This window comes from Pseudomonas cimarronensis, assembly GCF_049331905.1.
Lineage (GTDB): Bacteria > Pseudomonadota > Gammaproteobacteria > Pseudomonadales > Pseudomonadaceae > Aquipseudomonas.
Genome location: NZ_CP186283.1, coordinates 2,830,135 through 2,846,827, shown reverse-complemented (window position 1 = coordinate 2,846,827; position 16,693 = coordinate 2,830,135). Strand labels below are relative to the sequence as shown.

The window sequence follows — 16,693 nt, the reverse complement described above, 5'->3', positions numbered from 1 at the left end:
CTTTTTTTTGCCTGCGATTTGAGCGGCTGAATGGGGCGGATTGCGAAGCCCAGGGCTGTGGGCTTCGCGAGTTCAGTAATATCGTTAGCGACTAAGCAGTGAGGCAGCGCCGGCACCGCCAAACAGCGCAGCACTGATACGGTTGAACCATACCTGGCCCTTGCCCGAACGCAGGTAGCGCGCTGCACCCTGGGCGCTCAGGCCGTAAAACAGCTTGCAGCACAGGTCGAGCACCGCCCAGGTGGCGATCATCACCAGCAACTGGCCCAGCATGGGGCGTTCTGCGCTAATGAATTGCGGCAGGAAGGCGGCGAAGAACAGGATGTCCTTAGGGTTGCTGGCGCCCAAGCCGAAGGCTTTCCAGAACATGCTGCGAAAACTTGGGTTGACCAGCTGCTCTTCGGCCGTCACCGGTTTGGCGGCCTTACGTGACTCCTGCCAGCTCTGCCAGGCGAGGTAGAACAGGTACAGCGCACCGACCAGCTTGAGCAGGCTGAACAGCTGTTCTGAGGCCAGTAATAAGGCTCCCAGTCCCAGGGCGGAAGCGCTCAGTAGGCAGATCGAAGCTGACACCCCGCCGATAAAAGCCGGAGCTGAGCGGCGCAGGCCGTAGTTGAGGCTGTTGCTGACCATCAGCAGTGACAGCGGGCCGGGGATCAGAATCACCACCAGTGCAGCGCTTGCGAACAACAGCCAGGTTTCCAGGCTCATTACCGATTCTCCAGATGTACGAAAGCCCCGACGTAATACGCCGGGGCTTGAGGCTAGCTGGCCAACCTTACAGGAAGGCGAACTTGGCGATAAAGATGATGCACAGAACGTACAGGCTTACCGATACCTTGTCGCGTTGACCGGTCAGCAGTTTCAGTGTCGCGTAGGTCAGGAAGCCCAGGGCGATACCGTTGGCGATGGAGAACGTCAGCGGCATCATGACCACGGTAACGATCGCCGGGATGGTGTCGGTGTGATCTTTCCAGTCGATATGCGCCATGCCGCTCATCATCAGCATCGCTACATAAATCAGCGCGCCAGCAGTCGCGTAGGCGGGGATCATGCCGGCCAGTGGGGCAAAGAACATCGCGCAGAGAAACAGCACGCCGACAGCAACAGCAGTCAGACCCGTACGACCACCTGCAGCAACGCCCGCAGCACTTTCCACATAGCTGGTTACCGGTGGGCAACCGACCATGGCACCGACCACGCTGGAAGTACTGTCGGCCTTGAGGGCTTTTGACAGGTTCTGGATCTTGCCGTCTTCATCCACCAAGTTGGCGCGATGGGCAACGCCCATCAGGGTGCCAGCGGTGTCGAACATGTTGACGAAGAGGAAGGCCAGAATCACGCTGACCATGGCAATGTTGAAGGCACCGGCGATGTCCATGGCCATAAAGGTTGGGGCCAAGCTCGGCGGCATGGAAACCAGACCATTGTATTCAACCAGGCCCAGTGCCCAGCCCAGGGCGGTAACGCCGAGCATGCTGAACAGGATGGCGCCAAACACGTTGCGGTGGCTCAGTACGGCAATCAGCAGAAAGCAAACGGCAGCCAGGATCGCGCTTGGCTCACCGAACGAACCCATGGTCAGCAGCGTTGCCGGGCTGTCGACGACAATACCGGCGGTCTTCAGGCCGATCAGGCCAAGGAACAGACCCACCCCCGCACCCATGGCAAAACGCAGGCTCATGGGAATGCTGTTGAGCAGCCATTCGCGGATCTTCGACAGGCTCATGATCATGAACAGCACGCCGGAGATAAACACCGCACCCAGGGCAATCTGCCAGCTGTAGCCCATTTCGCCGACCACGGTGTAGGTGAAGAAGGCGTTCAAGCCCATGCCGGGTGCCAGACCAACAGGCCAGTTGGCATACAGCCCCATCAGGAAGCAGCCCAGGGCTGCACCAATGCACGTGGCAACAAAGGCTGCGCCGTGGTCGACACCTGCAGAGGCCATGATGTTGGGGTTGACGAAGATGATGTAGGCCATGGTGACGAAAGTCGTCAGGCCCGCCAGCAGCTCAGTTTTGATGGTGGTGCGATGCTCGGTCAGCTTGAAGAAGCGATCGAGTAGGCCGGAGGGCTTTATCAAGTCTTGCATCTGTGTCGCCTGTTGTTCTTGTTTAGCGCTTTCCACAGGGGTACTCCTCATCTTTTGTTGTGTGCCACCCAGAGCCTGTGCTGCGCGCTGCTCGACTCTTGAGGTAGGTGGTGCGTTTGGGCTTGCTGGCGTGTTAGCTGACTTGTTGGTCAAGAAATCACACTGAGGCCGATTATGATGTTGTATACAAAAAAAGCAAATAATGTTTCTGGTTAAATTTCGGGATGTACTCGGTTTTTTTATCTATGCGAAACAGGGGATTTACCGAGATCGCCATGGCCTGCGTAAGAAAGCGACCGGCATAGCCTGCCAAGCGCCCATTTGGCTGGCCTGGCAGCGCGCTGGCTGCAGCTACGCAAGGCGTATCAGGGTGATCTGAAGAGGGGATTTGCAGGTGGGTTTGTGTGAAAAAGATGTATACCCTGTGCCAAGTTTTTTCCTCCTGCAGGTGCAACTCTGAGTAGCAAGAGCAGATAAAGGCCCACCAATGCGCATTGGCAGGGTGGTGATGGCGTGATGGCGGTGTACGCGTTGATCACATTGTGTACAATGCAGGGGCTTTTTATTTGTGACTTTTCACTGACTTACCTTGCCAACCAGTGGGTAACACGCAGTAGAGTTGCATCAGCAACCGCCGAATCCAGATCACGCGAGCCACAATGAACGAACAATTGCAGCCCCTTAAGAAGCAGACGCGCGAAGGCAAGAGCACTCGCAGCGGGACTCAGGACGATGTCGTTTACGCCCATATATTTGATGCCATTCTCGAGCAGCGTCTGGCTCCTGGCACCAAGCTCAGTGAAGAGGCGCTCGGTGAAATCTTCGGCGTCAGTCGCACCATCATCCGCCGTGCCTTGTCACGCCTGGCCCATGAAGGCGTGGTACTGCTGCGCCCGAATCGTGGCGCGGTGGTCGCCAGCCCGGGAGCGGAAGAAGCCCGGCAGATTTTCTATGTGCGCCGGATGATCGAACGGGCGATTACCGAACTGGCCTGCAAGAACGCCAAACCGGAACAGATTGCCGCACTGCGCCAGATGGTGATCGATGAGCGCGACTGTTTTGCCCGTGGCGATCGTGGCATGGGCATTCGCCTGTCGGGTGAGTTCCACCTGAAACTCGCGGAAGCGGCCGGTAACCTGACCCTGCTGGGCTTTCTGCGTAGCCTGATTTCGCAGACCTCGCTGATCATCGCCCTGTATGAAAGCAATAGCCGCACGCATTGCTCGGATGCCGAGCACGATCAGGTGATTGACGCCATCGAGGCTGGCAACGTTGAGGTGGCCGTGGACCTGATGATGCGCCACATGGACAGCGTTGACGCCAAGCTCAATCTGGACGGCGAAACGGCCTCCGATGACCTGCATGCGGTGTTCTCGCACCTGCTGCCAGGCAGTAAGAAGAAAGCCGCAAGCCGCTGATTGGCGATACCAGCCCAAATAAAAAAGCCCGTTTAATCAGCGGGCTTTTTTATTGCGGTGGTTTATCAACCAGGCTTAGTCGCGGCGGTGCACTGACTGACCGGCAGCAAAGGTTTCCTTCACCGCGCGGTCATCGCCGAGCATGGTCAGGGCGAAGAGTTTTTCGTCCAGGGTCTTGGCCTGTTGCATGCGGTAGCTGATCAGCGGTGTGGCGTTGTAGTCGAGTACCACGAAGTCAGCGTCTTTGCCGCTTGCGAAGTTGCCGATCTTGTCGTCCAGGTACAGCGCATGGGCGCCGCCGAGGGTCGCCAGGTACAGCGACTTGAACGGGTCGAGCTTCTTGCCCTGCAGTTGCATGACCTTGTAGGCCTCGTTCAGCGATTGCAGCTGACTGAAGCTGGTGCCCGCGCCTACATCGGTGCCCAGGCCGACACGCACGCCGTGCTCTTCGAGCTTATTCAGGTCGAACAGGCCGCTGCCGAGGAACAGGTTGGAGGTCGGGCAGAAGGCTATGGCCGAGCCAGTTTCGGCCAGGCGTTTGCACTCGTCGTCGCACAGGTGCACGCCGTGGGCGAATACCGAGCGGGCGCCGATCAGCTTGTAGTGGTCGTACACATCCAGGTAGCCCTTGCGCTCGGGGAACAGTGCCTTGACCCACTCAATTTCCTTGCGATTCTCGGAGAGGTGGGTGTGCATATACAGATCCGGGTACTCGCCCAGCAGCTTGCCAGCCAGGGTCAGTTGCTCCGGGGTACTGGTGGGGGCGAAGCGTGGTGTCACCGCGTAATGCAGGCGGCCCTTGCCGTGCCAGCGTTCGATCAGCTCCTTGCTGTCGACGTAGCCGGATTCCGGGGTATCGGTCAGGTAGTCCGGGGCGTTGCGGTCCATCAGCACCTTACCGGCGATCATGCGCAGGTTCAGCGCTTGGGCAGCCTCGAAGAAGGCGTCTACCGACTGTTTATGCACCGTGCCGAACACCAGCGCGGTGGTGGTGCCGTTGCGCAGCAGCTCTTTCAGGAAGATGCCAGCCACGTCCGCGGCATGGGCTTTGTCGGCAAACTGCTGCTCGGTGGGGAAGGTGTAGGTGTTCAGCCAATCCAGCAGCTGTTCGCCGTAGGAGGCGATCATCCCGGTTTGCGGGTAGTGGATATGGGTGTCGATAAAGCCGGGGGTGATCAGGGCATCGCGATACTCAGTGATTTCAACGCCCTTGAGCGTCGGCAGCAGGTCTGCGGCGTGGCCGACTTTGGCCACCTGACCGTTGTCGACGACCAGCACACCGTCTTCAAAATACTCATAGGATTGCTCAACGCCCACCACGGCAGGGTCGGCAATGCTGTGCAGGATGGCGGCGCGGTAGGCTTTCACTGGGCTAGTCATGTAACGCTGATCTCAATCTATGGAGTTGGTCGCTCAGGCACGCGGGCGCCTGAGCAAATAGTCAGGCCTGGCTTCGGCGAGAGGCGGGCAGCAGCTTGGCCACGCTGGGCTGGCCCTTTTTGCTCTCTTGGCCAAAGGCCGCGTTGTAAGTGGCGATTACTTCGCCGGCGATGGACACGGCTATTTCCACCGGTAACTTGCCCTTCACCTCGGCAATGCCCATGGGGCAGCGCATGCGCGCGACAACGCCTGGGTCGAAACCGCGATCACGCAGGCGGTGTTCGAATTTGGCACGTTTGGTCTGCGAGCCGATCAGGCCGTAGTAGGCAAAATCGTTGCGTTTGAGGATTGCGGCGGTCAGCTCCAAGTCGAGCTGGTGGTTGTGGGTCATGACGATAAAGTAGCTGCCGGCAGGCATGCGTTCGATCTCGTCGATTACCTCTTCATTGACCACTTTTTCCACCCCGGCGGGAATCTGCTCGGGAAACTCGTTTTCCCGCGAGTCGATCCAGCGCACCTTGCATGGCAGGCTGGCGAGCAGTGGCACCAGGGCGCGGCCTACGTGGCCGGCGCCAAACACGGCGATCTGTGCCTGGGGCTGGCCCATGGGCTCGAACAGCAGCACAGTGGCACCGCCGCAGCACTGGCCAAGGCTGGCGCCGAGGCTGAAGCGCTCCAGGCGGGTGTCCTGGCTGCGGCTGCAGAGCATTTCGCGGGCCAGCTCCATCGCCTTGAACTCCAGATGACCACCACCGATGGTCTCGAAGATGCGGTCAGTGGTGACCACCATTTTCGAGCCCGCATTGCGCGGGGTTGAGCCGCGTTCTTCGATGATGGTCACCAGCACGCAGGGTTCACCGCGTTGCTGCAGGTCGGCGAGGGCGCTGATCCAGCTCATTTGCTCAGCCTCCAGGAAGGCGTGGTCTGTCCGGGGCGTGGTAAGCGCCAGTTGCTCGGGGACGGATCCAGTATGGGTACGGGTATCGGTCGGGGTGTCTGGGTTTTTGGCTCGGTGTGTTTTGTCATTGTTGTACACCTGTGTGTGCAGTGCCTGGGTGGGTGACCACCCAGGCGGTTTGGCATTACGCCGGTTCAACCTCTGCAGCGGCCGCCGACTTGGCGGTCTGCTGCAGTTTCTTCATTTGCTCCACACCCCAGAGCACGCGCTCAGGCGTGGCCGGTGCGTCGATCTGCGGCTGTACGCGGTAGTCCGCCAGGCTGGCCACGGCGTCCTTGATCGCACACCACACGGCGATGCCGAGCATGAAGGGTGGTTCACCAACGGCTTTGGAGTGGAACACGGTGTCTTCCGGGTTCTTGCGGTTTTCCACCAGGTTGACGCGCAGGTCCAGCGGCATGTCGGCAATGGCCGGGATCTTGTAGCTAGCCGGACCATTGGTCATCAGCTTGCCCTTGCCGTTCCACACCAGCTCTTCCATGGTCAGCCAACCCATGCCCTGCACGAAGGCCCCTTCGACCTGACCGATATCGATGGCCGGGTTTAGCGAGGCACCGACGTCATGCAGGATATCGGTGCGCAGCATCTTGTACTCGCCCGTCAGGGTGTCGACGATCACCTCGGAGCAGGCGGCGCCGTAGGCGAAGTAGTAGAACGGGCGGCCGGCGGCCTTGTCACGGTCGTAGTAGATCTTCGGCGTGCGATAGAAACCGGTACTGGAGAGCGATACCTGGCCGAAATAGGCCTTCTGGATCACTTCCTCGAAGCTAAGGAACAGGTCGCGTACGCGCACCTGGCTGTTGCGGAACTCCACATCTTCCGGGGTGACCTTGTATTCGCGTACCAGAAAATCAACCAGACGCTGCTTGAGGGTTTCGGCGGCGTTCTGCGCAGCCTTGCCGTTGAGGTCGGCACCCGAGGAGGCGGCGGTCGGCGAGGTGTTTGGCACCTTGTCGGTATTGGTGGCGGTGATCTGGATGCGCGAAATGTCCACCTGCAGCACTTCAGCAACGATCTGCGCGACCTTGGTGTTGAGGCCCTGGCCCATCTCGGTGCCGCCGTGGTTCAGGTGGATCGAACCGTCGGTGTAGATATGAATCAGCGCGCCAGCCTGGTTGAGGAAGGTGGCGGTAAAGCTGATGCCGAATTTCACCGGGGTCAGCGCCAGGCCTTTCTTCAATACTGGGCTCTTGGCGTTGAATGCGCGGATTTCTTCGCGGCGCTTGGCGTAGTCACTGCTGGCTTCCAGCTCGGCGGTCATCTCGTGGATAACGTTGTGCTCGACGGTCTGGTGATAGTGGGTGACGTTGCGCTCGGTCTTGCCGTAGTAGTTGAGCTTGCGTACTTCCAGCGGGTCTTTGCCCAGGCTGCGCGCGACTGCATCCATGATCTCCTCGATGGCGACCATCCCTTGCGGGCCGCCGAAACCGCGGTAGGCGGTGTTCGACGCGGTGTTGGTCTTGCAGCGGTGGCCATTGATGGTGGCGTTGCCGAGGAAGTAGGCGTTGTCGGAGTGGAACATTGCGCGGTCGACGATCGAGCCGGACAGGTCCGGCGAATAGCCGCAGTTGCCGGCCAGTTCAATCTCGATACCGTGCAGCAGGCCGTTATCGTCAAAGCCGACGTCGTACTCGACGTAGAACGGGTGACGTTTGCCGGTGATCTGCATGTCTTCGACGCGCGGCAGGCGCATCTTGGTCGGCCGGCCGGTGAGGTGGGCGATCACTGCACACAGGCACGCCGGGCCTGCGGCCTGGGTTTCCTTGCCGCCGAAACCGCCACCCATGCGGCGCATGTCGATGACGATCTTGTGCATTGGCACGCCGAGCACTTCAGCCACCAACTTCTGTACTTCGGTGGCGTTCTGCGTCGAGGTGTAGATGATCATGCCGCCGTCTTCGGTGGGCATAACCGAGGAAATCTGGGTTTCCAGGTAGAAGTGTTCCTGGCCGCCGATATGCAGGCTGCCTTGCAGGCGACGTGGCGCAGTGGCCAATTCGGCGCTGGAGTTGCCGATCTTGTGCTGATGGCTGTCGAGGACGAAATGCTTCTTGCGCAGCGCATCGACCACGTCGAGCACAGGTTCAAGGTCTTCGTACTCGATGATCGCGGCCATGGCCGCTTTGCGTGCGGTTTCCAGGCTGTCGGCACCGACGGCCAATACCACCTGACCAACGTATTCAACCTTGCCGTCCGCCAGCAGCGGGTCACCTGCCACAACCGGGCCAATATCCAGCTGGCCAGGTACGTCATCCTTGGTGATGGCAATCGCCACGCCCGGGAATTGGTAGCAGGGGCTGGTATCGATGCTGATGATGCGCGCGTGGGCGCGGTCGCTCATACGGGCATAGACGTGCAGCTGATTGGGGAACTCCAGGCGGTCGTCGACGTAGATGGCTTCGCCGGAGACATGCTTGTCCGCGCTTTCATGTTTGACGCTCTTGCCGACGCCCGTGGTGATGTCGGCGCGGAACAGTTCGGCCAGTTCGGCCTGGCTTTTAATTACATGATGATTAGACATACGCGGTCACCCGGGTTTCGACTTCGGGAGCTTGCAGCTCGAGGAAGAATTTACGCAGCAGATTCTGTGCAGTGAGCAGGCGGTATTCCTTGCTGGCGCGGAAGTCACTGAGCGGGGTGAAATCCTCGGCCAATGCAGCGCAGGCGCGCTCGATTACGCCCGGGTACCAGGCCGCGCCTTGCAATGCGGCTTCACAGGCAGCAGCGCGTTTCGGGATAGCGGCCATGCCACCGAAGGCGATGCGTGCACTTTTCACCACGCCATCTTCGACCACCAGGTTAAAGGCGGCGCAGACGGCGGAGATGTCGTCGTCCAGACGCTTGGACACCTTGTAGGCGCGGAACGCCTGATTGGCCTGATGGCGCGGCACGATGATCTTCTCGATAAATTCGGCTTCCTGACGGGCGGTCACCTTGTAATCGAGGAAGTAATCTTCAAGCGGCAGAGTGCGGCTGCTGTTGCCTTTACGCAGCATGATCTGCGCGCCGAGGGCGATCAGCAGCGGCGGGGCGTCGCCAATCGGCGAGGCGTTGCCGATATTGCCGCCCAGGGTGCCCTGGTTACGGATTTGCAGGGAGGCGAAGCGGTGCAGCAGCTCTCCAAAGTCCGGGTAATCCTGGGAAAGAGCGGCGTAGCAATCGGAAAGGGCGGTTGCAGCACCGATTTCGATGCTTTCGGCGGTCACTTCGACGCGCTTCATCGCTTCGATATGGCCAACATAGATCATCACCGGCAGTTCACGGTGGAACTGGGTGACTTCCAGGGCCAGGTCGGTGCCGCCAGCCAGCAAGCGCGCTTCCGGGTTGGCGGCGTAGATATCGGCCAGGTCCGCCACCGTCAGCGGCAACAGGCAGCGTTTGTCGCCACTGTTGAGCTCGGCAGTATCCTGCGGGGCGATGGCTTTCAGTTGCGCTACGGTTTGTGCTTCGGCAGCATCGAACTGGTCTGGCTGCTTTTGGCAGCAGGCCTGTTCGGCGGCATCGATAATCGGGCGGTAACCGGTGCAGCGGCACAGGTTGCCGGCCAGGGCTTCCATGGTGTCAGCCTTGTCGAAGCCGCTGCTGTTCTTCTGCAGGGCAAAAAGCGACATGACAAAACCCGGGGTGCAGAAGCCGCATTGTGAGCCGTGGCAGTCGACCATGGCCTGTTGCACGCTGTGCAGTTTGCCCTGGTGCTTGAGGTCTTCAACCGTGATCAGCTGTTTGCCGTGCAGGCTGGAAACGAATGTCAGGCAGGAGTTGAGGGTGCGATAACGCACGCGCTCGCCATCCAACTCACCGACCACCACGGTGCAGGCACCGCAGTCGCCAGAGGCGCAGCCTTCTTTGGTTCCGGATTTGCCGACATGCTCACGCAGGTAATTGAGCACGGTGACGTTTGGGTCGAGGGCATGCTCAGTACGCAGCTCCCGGTTGAGTAAAAACTGGATCAAGGACGACCTCCAGGCACTTTATTGTTCTCGTATCAGGCTCTGCTGAAACGACTGCGCGGGGCAGCACAGCGTTTCCACACGGCTTGGCATGAGGCGAATCTAGAGTTTTCTGACTTTAGGGTCAACAAATATTTGACTCTTTGGTCAGGCGATTGTCATACGATTCAGTTATGAGCGCGAAAAGCTCCGTGGCTCCGCTAAACGCTAGCTGCTTTTGTGCCAAGCAGGCGTTGCGAAAACATGGAGCCCAGCAAACAAAAAAACGCCAAGGGTGTGGGCCCTTGGCGTTTTTTTGTTGCGGTGTCTGGACTTAAGAGTGAGTCAGCTGCGAATCAGTCAATTGATGTTCTTCACCGGCGTAGTAGGCGCGTACCCGCGGGTCCATCACCGCGCGCCACAGCGGCGGGAACAGCGCCAGAACGATCATCCCGGCATAGCCATTGGGCAATTGCGGGCTGTCGTCGAAGTGGCGCAGCACCTGGTAGCGACGTTTGGCGTAAGCGTGGTGGTCGGAATGGCGCTGCAGATGAAAGAGGAACAGGTTGGTCAGCAGAAAGTTGCTGTTCCAGGAATGCGTCGGATTGGTGCGCTCATAGCGGCCATTGTCCAGCTTGCGGCGGTGCAGGCCGTAATGTTCGACGTAGTTGACGATTTCCAGCAGGGTAAAGGCGACCACCGACTGCGCGACAAAGAACAGTGCGCCGAGCCAGCCGAAAGCCAGGCTGAAACCGAGCAGGAACAGTCCGCTGATGGCGTACCAGGCAATCAGCTCATTGCGCCAGTGCAGGGCAGGCAGATTCTTGCGTTTCAGCCGTTCAGCTTCAAGTTTCCAGGCGTTGAGGAAGTTGTGCTTGTAGGCATGCGGCAGAAAGGCATACAGACTCTGGCCGTAGCGTGAGGAGCTGGCATCTTCCGGGGTCGACACATGCACGTGGTGACCGCGCACATGCTCGATCTTGAAGCCGCCATAGCACACGGCAGCGAGCAGCAAACCACCAGCGTTCTGCTCCAGCTGTGGATCTTTGTGGATGAACTCATGGGCCACGGTAATACCGATCGCTCCGGTGACAGTGCCAACCGACAGCACCCAGCCCAGCTGGCCTACCCAGCTCCAAGCCTCATGGTTGACAAAGACCCAGCCGGCCCAGCCGAGCATGCCCAGCAGTGCGGGTACAGTGGCCAGGCTTAAGAGCCGGTAGTAGCCCTGCTGCTCCATTTGCGGAACCTGCACGGTCTCATCCGGGTTAGCTGGGTCGCGGCCAATGATGAAGTCCAGCAGCGGGATAATCCCAAAGACCACCACGATGACCAGCCAGGGCCAGGCGTTAGCGTATTGGCTGTTTAATGACCAGTAATAGCTCAATGGGATACCCAATACCGGGATCAACCAGAACCAGTAGCCGATGCTTTTAATGGCAAGCATCCAGTTTGAGGGCAGGCGTTCGAACATGGTGGCTCCGTACTTGTTATTGTTGGAATGGGGTGTTGGTAGGATTGTAGGACAATCTGTTGTTGTGACCATCCCTCAGTAGCCCACCTTTTGGTTTGAATGCGGGGCGCAGGCGGCCTTGGCCCGGTAACACCCTGTGTTACACTCGCGCCCTGCGCTGTACCGCCCAAGCCAAGCCTGGCGTGGGGTTGAGACCCTTGTTTGCCCCCAATAGGTCAGATAGAGCCTAAGGATCATCATGACGTTCAAGGCACCGGATAGCCTCGCTGAGCAGATCGCCCATCATCTTGCCGAACGCATCATTCGTGGTGAGTTGAAGGCGCGTGAGCGGATTCAGGAACAGAAAGTCACTCAGGCGCTGAATGTCAGCCGAGGATCAGTGCGCGAAGCACTGCTGATTCTTGAACGTCGCCATCTGATCGTGATCCCGCCGCGCCGTGGCGCGCAGGTGGCTGAATTGACCCCGCATAACGTCAAGAGCCTCTACGCCCTGGTCATGGAGCTGTACATCCTGTTGGGCAAGGCAGTAGCGGATAGCTGGCAGGTCGAGGCTGATCTCGGGCCGTTCCTGGTGATTCAGCAGCGTCTGCAGGACAGCCTGAAGCGCGAAGACATCGACGGCTTTGTCGAGAGCAGCTTCGACATCATGCGTGCCGCGTTCCCGTTCTCCAACAATCCCTACCTGCAGGAAACCGTAGAGAACTTGTTGCCGGCCATCAGCCGTACTTATCACCTGGCGCTGGAGCGGCGCAAAGGCGAAATGGGCCAGTTCCTCAATACTTTTGCTGCCTTGTTGCAGGCGATCATCGCCCGTGACCATCAGGCCATTCGTGAGGTGCTGCTGGGTTACGGCGAGCACAATTGCCAGCTGGTGCTGGCCGCACTGGCCGACGCTTAAGGAAGGCTGTCTATGCGGCTCAAGTGCATCAAGCTGGCCGGCTTCAAATCGTTCGTCGACCCGACCACGGTAACTTTTCCCAGCAATATGGCGGCCGTAGTCGGGCCAAACGGTTGCGGTAAGTCGAATATCATCGACGCCGTGCGCTGGGTGATGGGCGAAAGTTCGGCGAAGAACCTGCGTGGCGAGTCGATGACCGACGTCATCTTCAATGGCTCCAATACCCGCAAACCGGTGACCCAGGCGTCCATCGAGCTGATTTTCGACAACTCCGACGGCACCTTGACCGGTGAATATGCCGGCTACAACGAAATCTCGATCCGCCGCCGGGTCACCCGCGACAGCCAGAACACCTATTTCCTCAACGGCACCAAGTGCCGTCGCCGCGACATCACTGACATCTTCCTCGGCACTGGCCTGGGCCCGCGCAGTTACTCGATCATTGAGCAGGGCATGATCAGCAAACTGATCGAAGCCAAGCCGGAAGACCTGCGCAACTTTATCGAAGAAGCAGCCGGCATCTCCAAATACAAAGAGCGCCGCCGCGAGACCGAGAACCGTATACGTCGCACCCATGAAAACCTGGCGCGCCTGACGGATCTGCGTGAAGAACTGGAACGTCAGCTCGACCGCCTGCACCGTCAGGCTCAGTCGGCAGAGAAATATCAGGAATACAAGGCTGAAGAGCGTCAGCTCAAGGCCCAGCTCATGGCACTGCGTTGGCAGGCGCTGAACGAGCAGGTGGGCAGCCGCGAGGCGGTGATCAGCAACCAGGAAGTCAGCTTCGAAGCCCTGGTCGCCGAACAGCGCAACGCCGATGCCAGCATCGAGCGGCTGCGCGATGGCCATCACGAGCTGAGCGAGCGCTTTAACCTGGTGCAGGGGCGTTTCTACTCAGTGGGTGGCGATATCGCGCGCATTGAGCAGAGCATCCAGCACGGTCAGCAGCGTCTGCGCCAATTGCAGGACGACCTCAACGAGGCCGAGCGCGCGCGTCTGGAAACCGAATCGCACCTGGGTCACGACCGCACGTTACTGGCGACCCTGGGCGAAGAGTTGGAAATGCTGCTGCCCGAGCAGGAGCTGACTGCAGCGGCGGCCGAAGAGTCCGCGGCCGGGCTGGAAGAATCCGAAACGGCCATGCATGGCTGGCAGGAACAGTGGGACAGCTTCAACCAGCGCAGCGCCGAGCCGCGTCGTCAGGCCGAGGTGCAGCAATCACGCATCGCCCAGCTGGAGCAGAGCCTGGAGCGCCTGGCCGAGCGCCAGCGCCGCCTCACCGAGGAGCTGCAGCAACTGGCGGCCGACCCGGAAGATGCGGCAATTTTCGAACTGGGCGAGCAGATCGCTGCCGGCGAAATCAGCCTGGAAGACCTGCAGCTGGAAGAAGAACAGCAGGCCGAACGCCTGCAGCAGCTGCGTAATGACCTGCAGCACAGCGGTCAGGCCCAGCAGCAGGCGCAAGGTGAATTGCAACGTCTGAATGGTCGCCTGGCTTCGCTGGAGGCGCTGCAGCAAGCGGCGCTTGATCCCGGCAAAGGCGCTGGCGACTGGCTGCGCGAGCAGCAACTGAGCGAACGCCCGCGTCTGGCTGAAGGCCTGCGGGTTGAAGCCGGTTGGGAGCTGGCGGTGGAAACCGTGCTGGGGGCCGATCTGCAGGCCGTGCTGCTGGATGATTTCCAGGACCTGGATTTTACCGGCCTGACTCAGGGCGATCTACGCCTGGCCAGCCCAAGCAAGGGCGGCGCGCGGGTGGCGGGTAGTTTGCTGGATAAGGTCGAAGCCAACGTCGATCTGGCGCCTTGGCTGGCCAAGGTCAAACCGGTGCAGAGTCTGGATGAAGCACTGGCCGCACGCTTGAGTCTGGCCGAAGGCGAAAGCCTGATCAGCCGTGATGGTTACTGGGTCGGTCGGCACTTTTTGCGGGTGCGCCGCGCCAGTGAAGCGGAAAGCGGCGTACTGGCCCGTGGCCAGGAGATCGAACGGCTGACGCTGGAACGCGATGAGCGTGAAGCTGCATTGGTCGTGCTGGATGAGCGCCTGACTCATCTGCGCGAAAACCAGCGCGCTCAGGAAGAACAGCGCGAGCAACAACGCCGCCAGGCTCAGGATCTGGCTCGTCGTCTTGGTGAGCTGAAAGCGCAGCTGTCCGCCGGGCAGGCCAAGGTCGAGCAGCTGGTATTACGCCGTACCCGCTTGGACAGCGAACTATTGGAGCTGGCCGAACAGCGCGAAATCGAACACGAGCAGCTGGGTGAGTCGCGTTTGCAACTGCAGGAAGCCCTGGATGCCATGGCGACCGATGACGAGCAGCGTGAAAACCTGCTGGCACGCCGCGACAGCCTGCGCGAACGGCTTGATCGCGTGCGCCAGGAGGCTCGCCAGCACAAGGATCACGCCCATCAACTGGCCGTGCGCCTGGGCTCGCTGAAAGCTCAGCATGATTCCACCCGTCAGGCCCTGGAACGCCTGGAACTGCAGGCCGAGCGCCTGCACGAGAAACGCGAGCAACTCAACCTCAACCTGGAGGAGGGTGAAGCGCCGCTGGAAGAGCTGCGCATGAAGCTCGAAGAACAACTCGACAAGCGCATGGCGGTGGAAGACGAGCTCAAGCTGGCGCGTCTGGCCCTGGAAGATGCCGACCGCGAACTGCGTGGCGCAGAAAAACGTCGCACCCAGGCCGAGCAACAAGCACAGTTGCTGCGTGGCCAGCTGGAACAGCAACGCATGGACTGGCAATCGCTGACCGTACGGCGTAAGGCCCTGCAGGATCAGCTGCTGGAAGACAATTACGACCTGCATGGCGTACTGGCGACCTTGCCGACCGAGGCCAGCGAGAAAGCCTGGGAAGAAGAGCTAGAACGTTTGGCTGCACGCATCCAGCGTCTGGGCCCGATCAACCTGGCGGCAATTGATGAGTATCAGCAGCAATCCGAACGTAAGCGTTACCTGGATGCGCAGAACGCTGATCTGGTCGAAGCGCTGGAAACCCTGGAAAACGTCATCCGTAAGATCGACAAGGAAACTCGCAACCGCTTCAAGGAAACTTTCGACCAGATCAACGGCGGCTTGCAGGCGCTCTTCCCGAAAGTCTTCGGCGGCGGCAACGCCTATCTGGAGCTGACCGGCGAAGACCTGCTGGATACCGGCGTAACCATCATGGCGCGCCCGCCTGGCAAGAAGAACAGCACCATCCATTTGCTCTCCGGTGGCGAGAAGGCACTGACTGCATTGGCTCTTGTCTTTGCCATCTTCAAACTTAATCCAGCACCGTTCTGCATGCTCGATGAAGTAGATGCGCCGCTGGATGATGCCAACGTTGGGCGCTATGCCCGACTGGTAAAAGAAATGTCGGAAACTGTGCAATTCATCTATATCACCCACAATAAAATCGCCATGGAAATGGCCGATCAACTGATGGGCGTAACCATGCATGAGCCGGGATGTTCCCGATTGGTTGCAGTTGATGTGGAAGAAGCGCTGGCCTTGGTTGAATCCTGATGCGCGAGGCGGTGTAAAGTTATCTTTCGTCGTGCTAGCTTAATGCGCATTGTTATTAGGCGTGCCGCTATAAATCAGGGAAAGGCCAGGCAGAACATAGGCTTGGCGTCACGTAAAAGAATTAGCAAAATGGCCGGGAAGGCCTTTTTCATCACATTTTTATTAGGGGTTAAGGTATTTCATGGAATTCGGTCTGCGCGAGTGGCTGATTGTCATCGGCATTATTGTGATTGCCGGCATCCTGTTTGATGGCTGGCGGCGGATGCGTGGTGGCAAGGGCAAACTCAAGTTCAAACTTGACCGCAGTTTTGCCAACTTGCCGGATGACGACAGTGATCCAGACCTACTCAGCCCGCCACGTGTTGTTGAGCGCAATCATGAGCCGGTCTTTGATGAAGAAGATCTGCCATCGCTGAGCGCCCGCGAACTCAATCGCCGTCGTGCCGGTGAGCCGCAGCAAGGCGACCTCAATCTGGGGCTGGAAGAGCCGGTGCCGACGCTGCTTAACCCGGTTGATGACGACGTGGTCAAACCCGCCAGCCAGAGCAAGGACAACCAGAAGGAATTGCCCCCGGTTGAAGAGGTGCTGGTGATCAACGTAATTGCGCGCAGTGAAGAAGGCTTCAAAGGCCCGGCACTGTTGCAGAACATTCTGGAGAGCGGCCTGCGTTTTGGTGAAATGGATATCTTCCACCGTCACGAAAGCATGGCGGGTAATGGTGAAGTGCTGTTCTCCATGGCCAACGCATTGAAGCCCGGCACCTTTGACCTCGACGACATTGAGGGTTTCAGCACCCGAGCGGTGAGTTTCTTCCTTGGCTTGCCAGGCCCGCGCCATCCCAAGCAGGCGTTTGATGTGATGGTGGCAGCGGCGCGCAAACTAGCCCATGAACTCAACGGCGAGTTGAAGGACGACCAGCGCAGCGTGATGACCGCGCAAACTATCGAACACTACCGCCAACGCATCGTCGAATATGAGCGCAAGCAACTGACCAATAAGCGCTGAGTTAACCCATGAAATACCAAGAGCAGCCAAGGCT

The 16,693-nt window shown here is 59.4% G+C and carries 11 protein-coding genes; 4 read left to right on the top strand and 7 right to left on the bottom strand.

Annotated features, from left to right (window positions below; translation table 11 throughout):
• Window positions 1-84: 84 nt before the first annotated feature.
• Together ACOCLD_RS13260 and ACOCLD_RS13255 are read right to left on the bottom strand one after the other, a co-directional pair.
• Window positions 85-711, bottom strand: a complete 627-nt coding sequence (locus ACOCLD_RS13260; RefSeq protein ID WP_422909501.1) for a LysE family translocator — start codon at window positions 709-711, stop codon at window positions 85-87.
• Between the two features lie 67 nt (window positions 712-778).
• Window positions 779-2,131, bottom strand: a complete 1,353-nt coding sequence (locus ACOCLD_RS13255; RefSeq protein ID WP_422909500.1) for an NCS2 family permease — start codon at window positions 2,129-2,131, stop codon at window positions 779-781.
• 623 nt (window positions 2,132-2,754) lie between these two features.
• Here ACOCLD_RS13255 and ACOCLD_RS13250 point away from each other — a divergent pair.
• A complete protein-coding gene (locus ACOCLD_RS13250) occupies window positions 2,755-3,513 on the top strand; it encodes a GntR family transcriptional regulator (RefSeq protein WP_090253579.1) in 759 nt (252 codons plus the stop codon).
• A gap of 75 nt (window positions 3,514-3,588) precedes the next feature.
• Here the strand turns inward: ACOCLD_RS13250 and guaD are convergent, their stop codons facing one another.
• From guaD to ACOCLD_RS13225, 5 genes are all read right to left on the bottom strand, one after another.
• Entirely contained in the window at window positions 3,589-4,893 is a 1,305-nt protein-coding gene (gene guaD / locus ACOCLD_RS13245) for a guanine deaminase (protein ID WP_422909499.1), read from the bottom strand.
• Window positions 4,894-4,954: 61 nt separating this feature from the next.
• Window positions 4,955-5,791, bottom strand: a complete 837-nt coding sequence (gene xdhC / locus ACOCLD_RS13240; RefSeq protein ID WP_422909498.1) for a xanthine dehydrogenase accessory protein XdhC — start codon at window positions 5,789-5,791, stop codon at window positions 4,955-4,957.
• Window positions 5,792-5,975: 184 nt separating this feature from the next.
• Entirely contained in the window at window positions 5,976-8,372 is a 2,397-nt protein-coding gene (gene xdhB, locus ACOCLD_RS13235; RefSeq protein WP_257778373.1) for a xanthine dehydrogenase molybdopterin binding subunit, read from the bottom strand.
• Window positions 8,365-9,804 (bottom strand): xanthine dehydrogenase small subunit, encoded by a 1,440-nt coding sequence (xdhA, locus tag ACOCLD_RS13230; protein WP_422909497.1) that lies wholly within the window; start codon window positions 9,802-9,804, stop codon window positions 8,365-8,367. The genes xdhB and xdhA overlap by 8 nt, the downstream gene beginning before the upstream one ends.
• Window positions 9,805-10,114: 310 nt before the next feature.
• A complete protein-coding gene (locus tag ACOCLD_RS13225; RefSeq protein ID WP_422909496.1) occupies window positions 10,115-11,254 on the bottom strand; it encodes an alkane 1-monooxygenase in 1,140 nt (379 codons plus the stop codon).
• Window positions 11,255-11,492: 238 nt separating this feature from the next.
• Between ACOCLD_RS13225 and ACOCLD_RS13220 the strand changes: the two genes are divergently transcribed.
• The 3 genes from ACOCLD_RS13220 to zipA all read left to right on the top strand — a co-directional run bounded on the left by ACOCLD_RS13220 (window position 11,493) and on the right by zipA (window position 16,659).
• Window positions 11,493-12,152: a GntR family transcriptional regulator gene (locus ACOCLD_RS13220; protein WP_422909495.1), complete on the top strand. Its 660-nt coding sequence runs from the start codon at window positions 11,493-11,495 to the stop codon at window positions 12,150-12,152.
• A gap of 12 nt (window positions 12,153-12,164) precedes the next feature.
• Entirely contained in the window at window positions 12,165-15,653 is a 3,489-nt protein-coding gene (smc, locus tag ACOCLD_RS13215) for a chromosome segregation protein SMC (RefSeq protein WP_422909494.1), read from the top strand.
• A gap of 181 nt (window positions 15,654-15,834) precedes the next feature.
• Window positions 15,835-16,659 (top strand): cell division protein ZipA, encoded by an 825-nt coding sequence (gene zipA, locus ACOCLD_RS13210; protein WP_422909493.1) that lies wholly within the window; start codon window positions 15,835-15,837, stop codon window positions 16,657-16,659.
• The last annotated feature ends 34 nt before the right edge of the window (window positions 16,660-16,693 follow it).

Excerpts from the sequence above, each read along its gene's own strand:
- ACOCLD_RS13260 (WP_422909501.1), bottom strand. The coding sequence starts at position 711 with ATGAGCCTGGAAACCTGGCTGTTGTTCGCAAGCGCTGCACTGGTGGTG.
- ACOCLD_RS13250 (WP_090253579.1), top strand. The coding sequence starts at position 2,755 with ATGAACGAACAATTGCAGCCCCTTAAGAAGCAGACGCGCGAAGGCAAG.
- guaD (WP_422909499.1), bottom strand. The coding sequence starts at position 4,893 with ATGACTAGCCCAGTGAAAGCCTACCGCGCCGCCATCCTGCACAGCATT.
- xdhC (WP_422909498.1), bottom strand. The coding sequence starts at position 5,791 with ATGAGCTGGATCAGCGCCCTCGCCGACCTGCAGCAACGCGGTGAACCC.
- xdhB (WP_257778373.1), bottom strand. The coding sequence starts at position 8,372 with ATGTCTAATCATCATGTAATTAAAAGCCAGGCCGAACTGGCCGAACTG.
- ACOCLD_RS13225 (WP_422909496.1), bottom strand. The coding sequence starts at position 11,254 with ATGTTCGAACGCCTGCCCTCAAACTGGATGCTTGCCATTAAAAGCATC.
- ACOCLD_RS13220 (WP_422909495.1), top strand. The coding sequence starts at position 11,493 with ATGACGTTCAAGGCACCGGATAGCCTCGCTGAGCAGATCGCCCATCAT.
- smc (WP_422909494.1), top strand. The coding sequence starts at position 12,165 with ATGCGGCTCAAGTGCATCAAGCTGGCCGGCTTCAAATCGTTCGTCGAC.
- zipA (WP_422909493.1), top strand. The coding sequence starts at position 15,835 with ATGGAATTCGGTCTGCGCGAGTGGCTGATTGTCATCGGCATTATTGTG.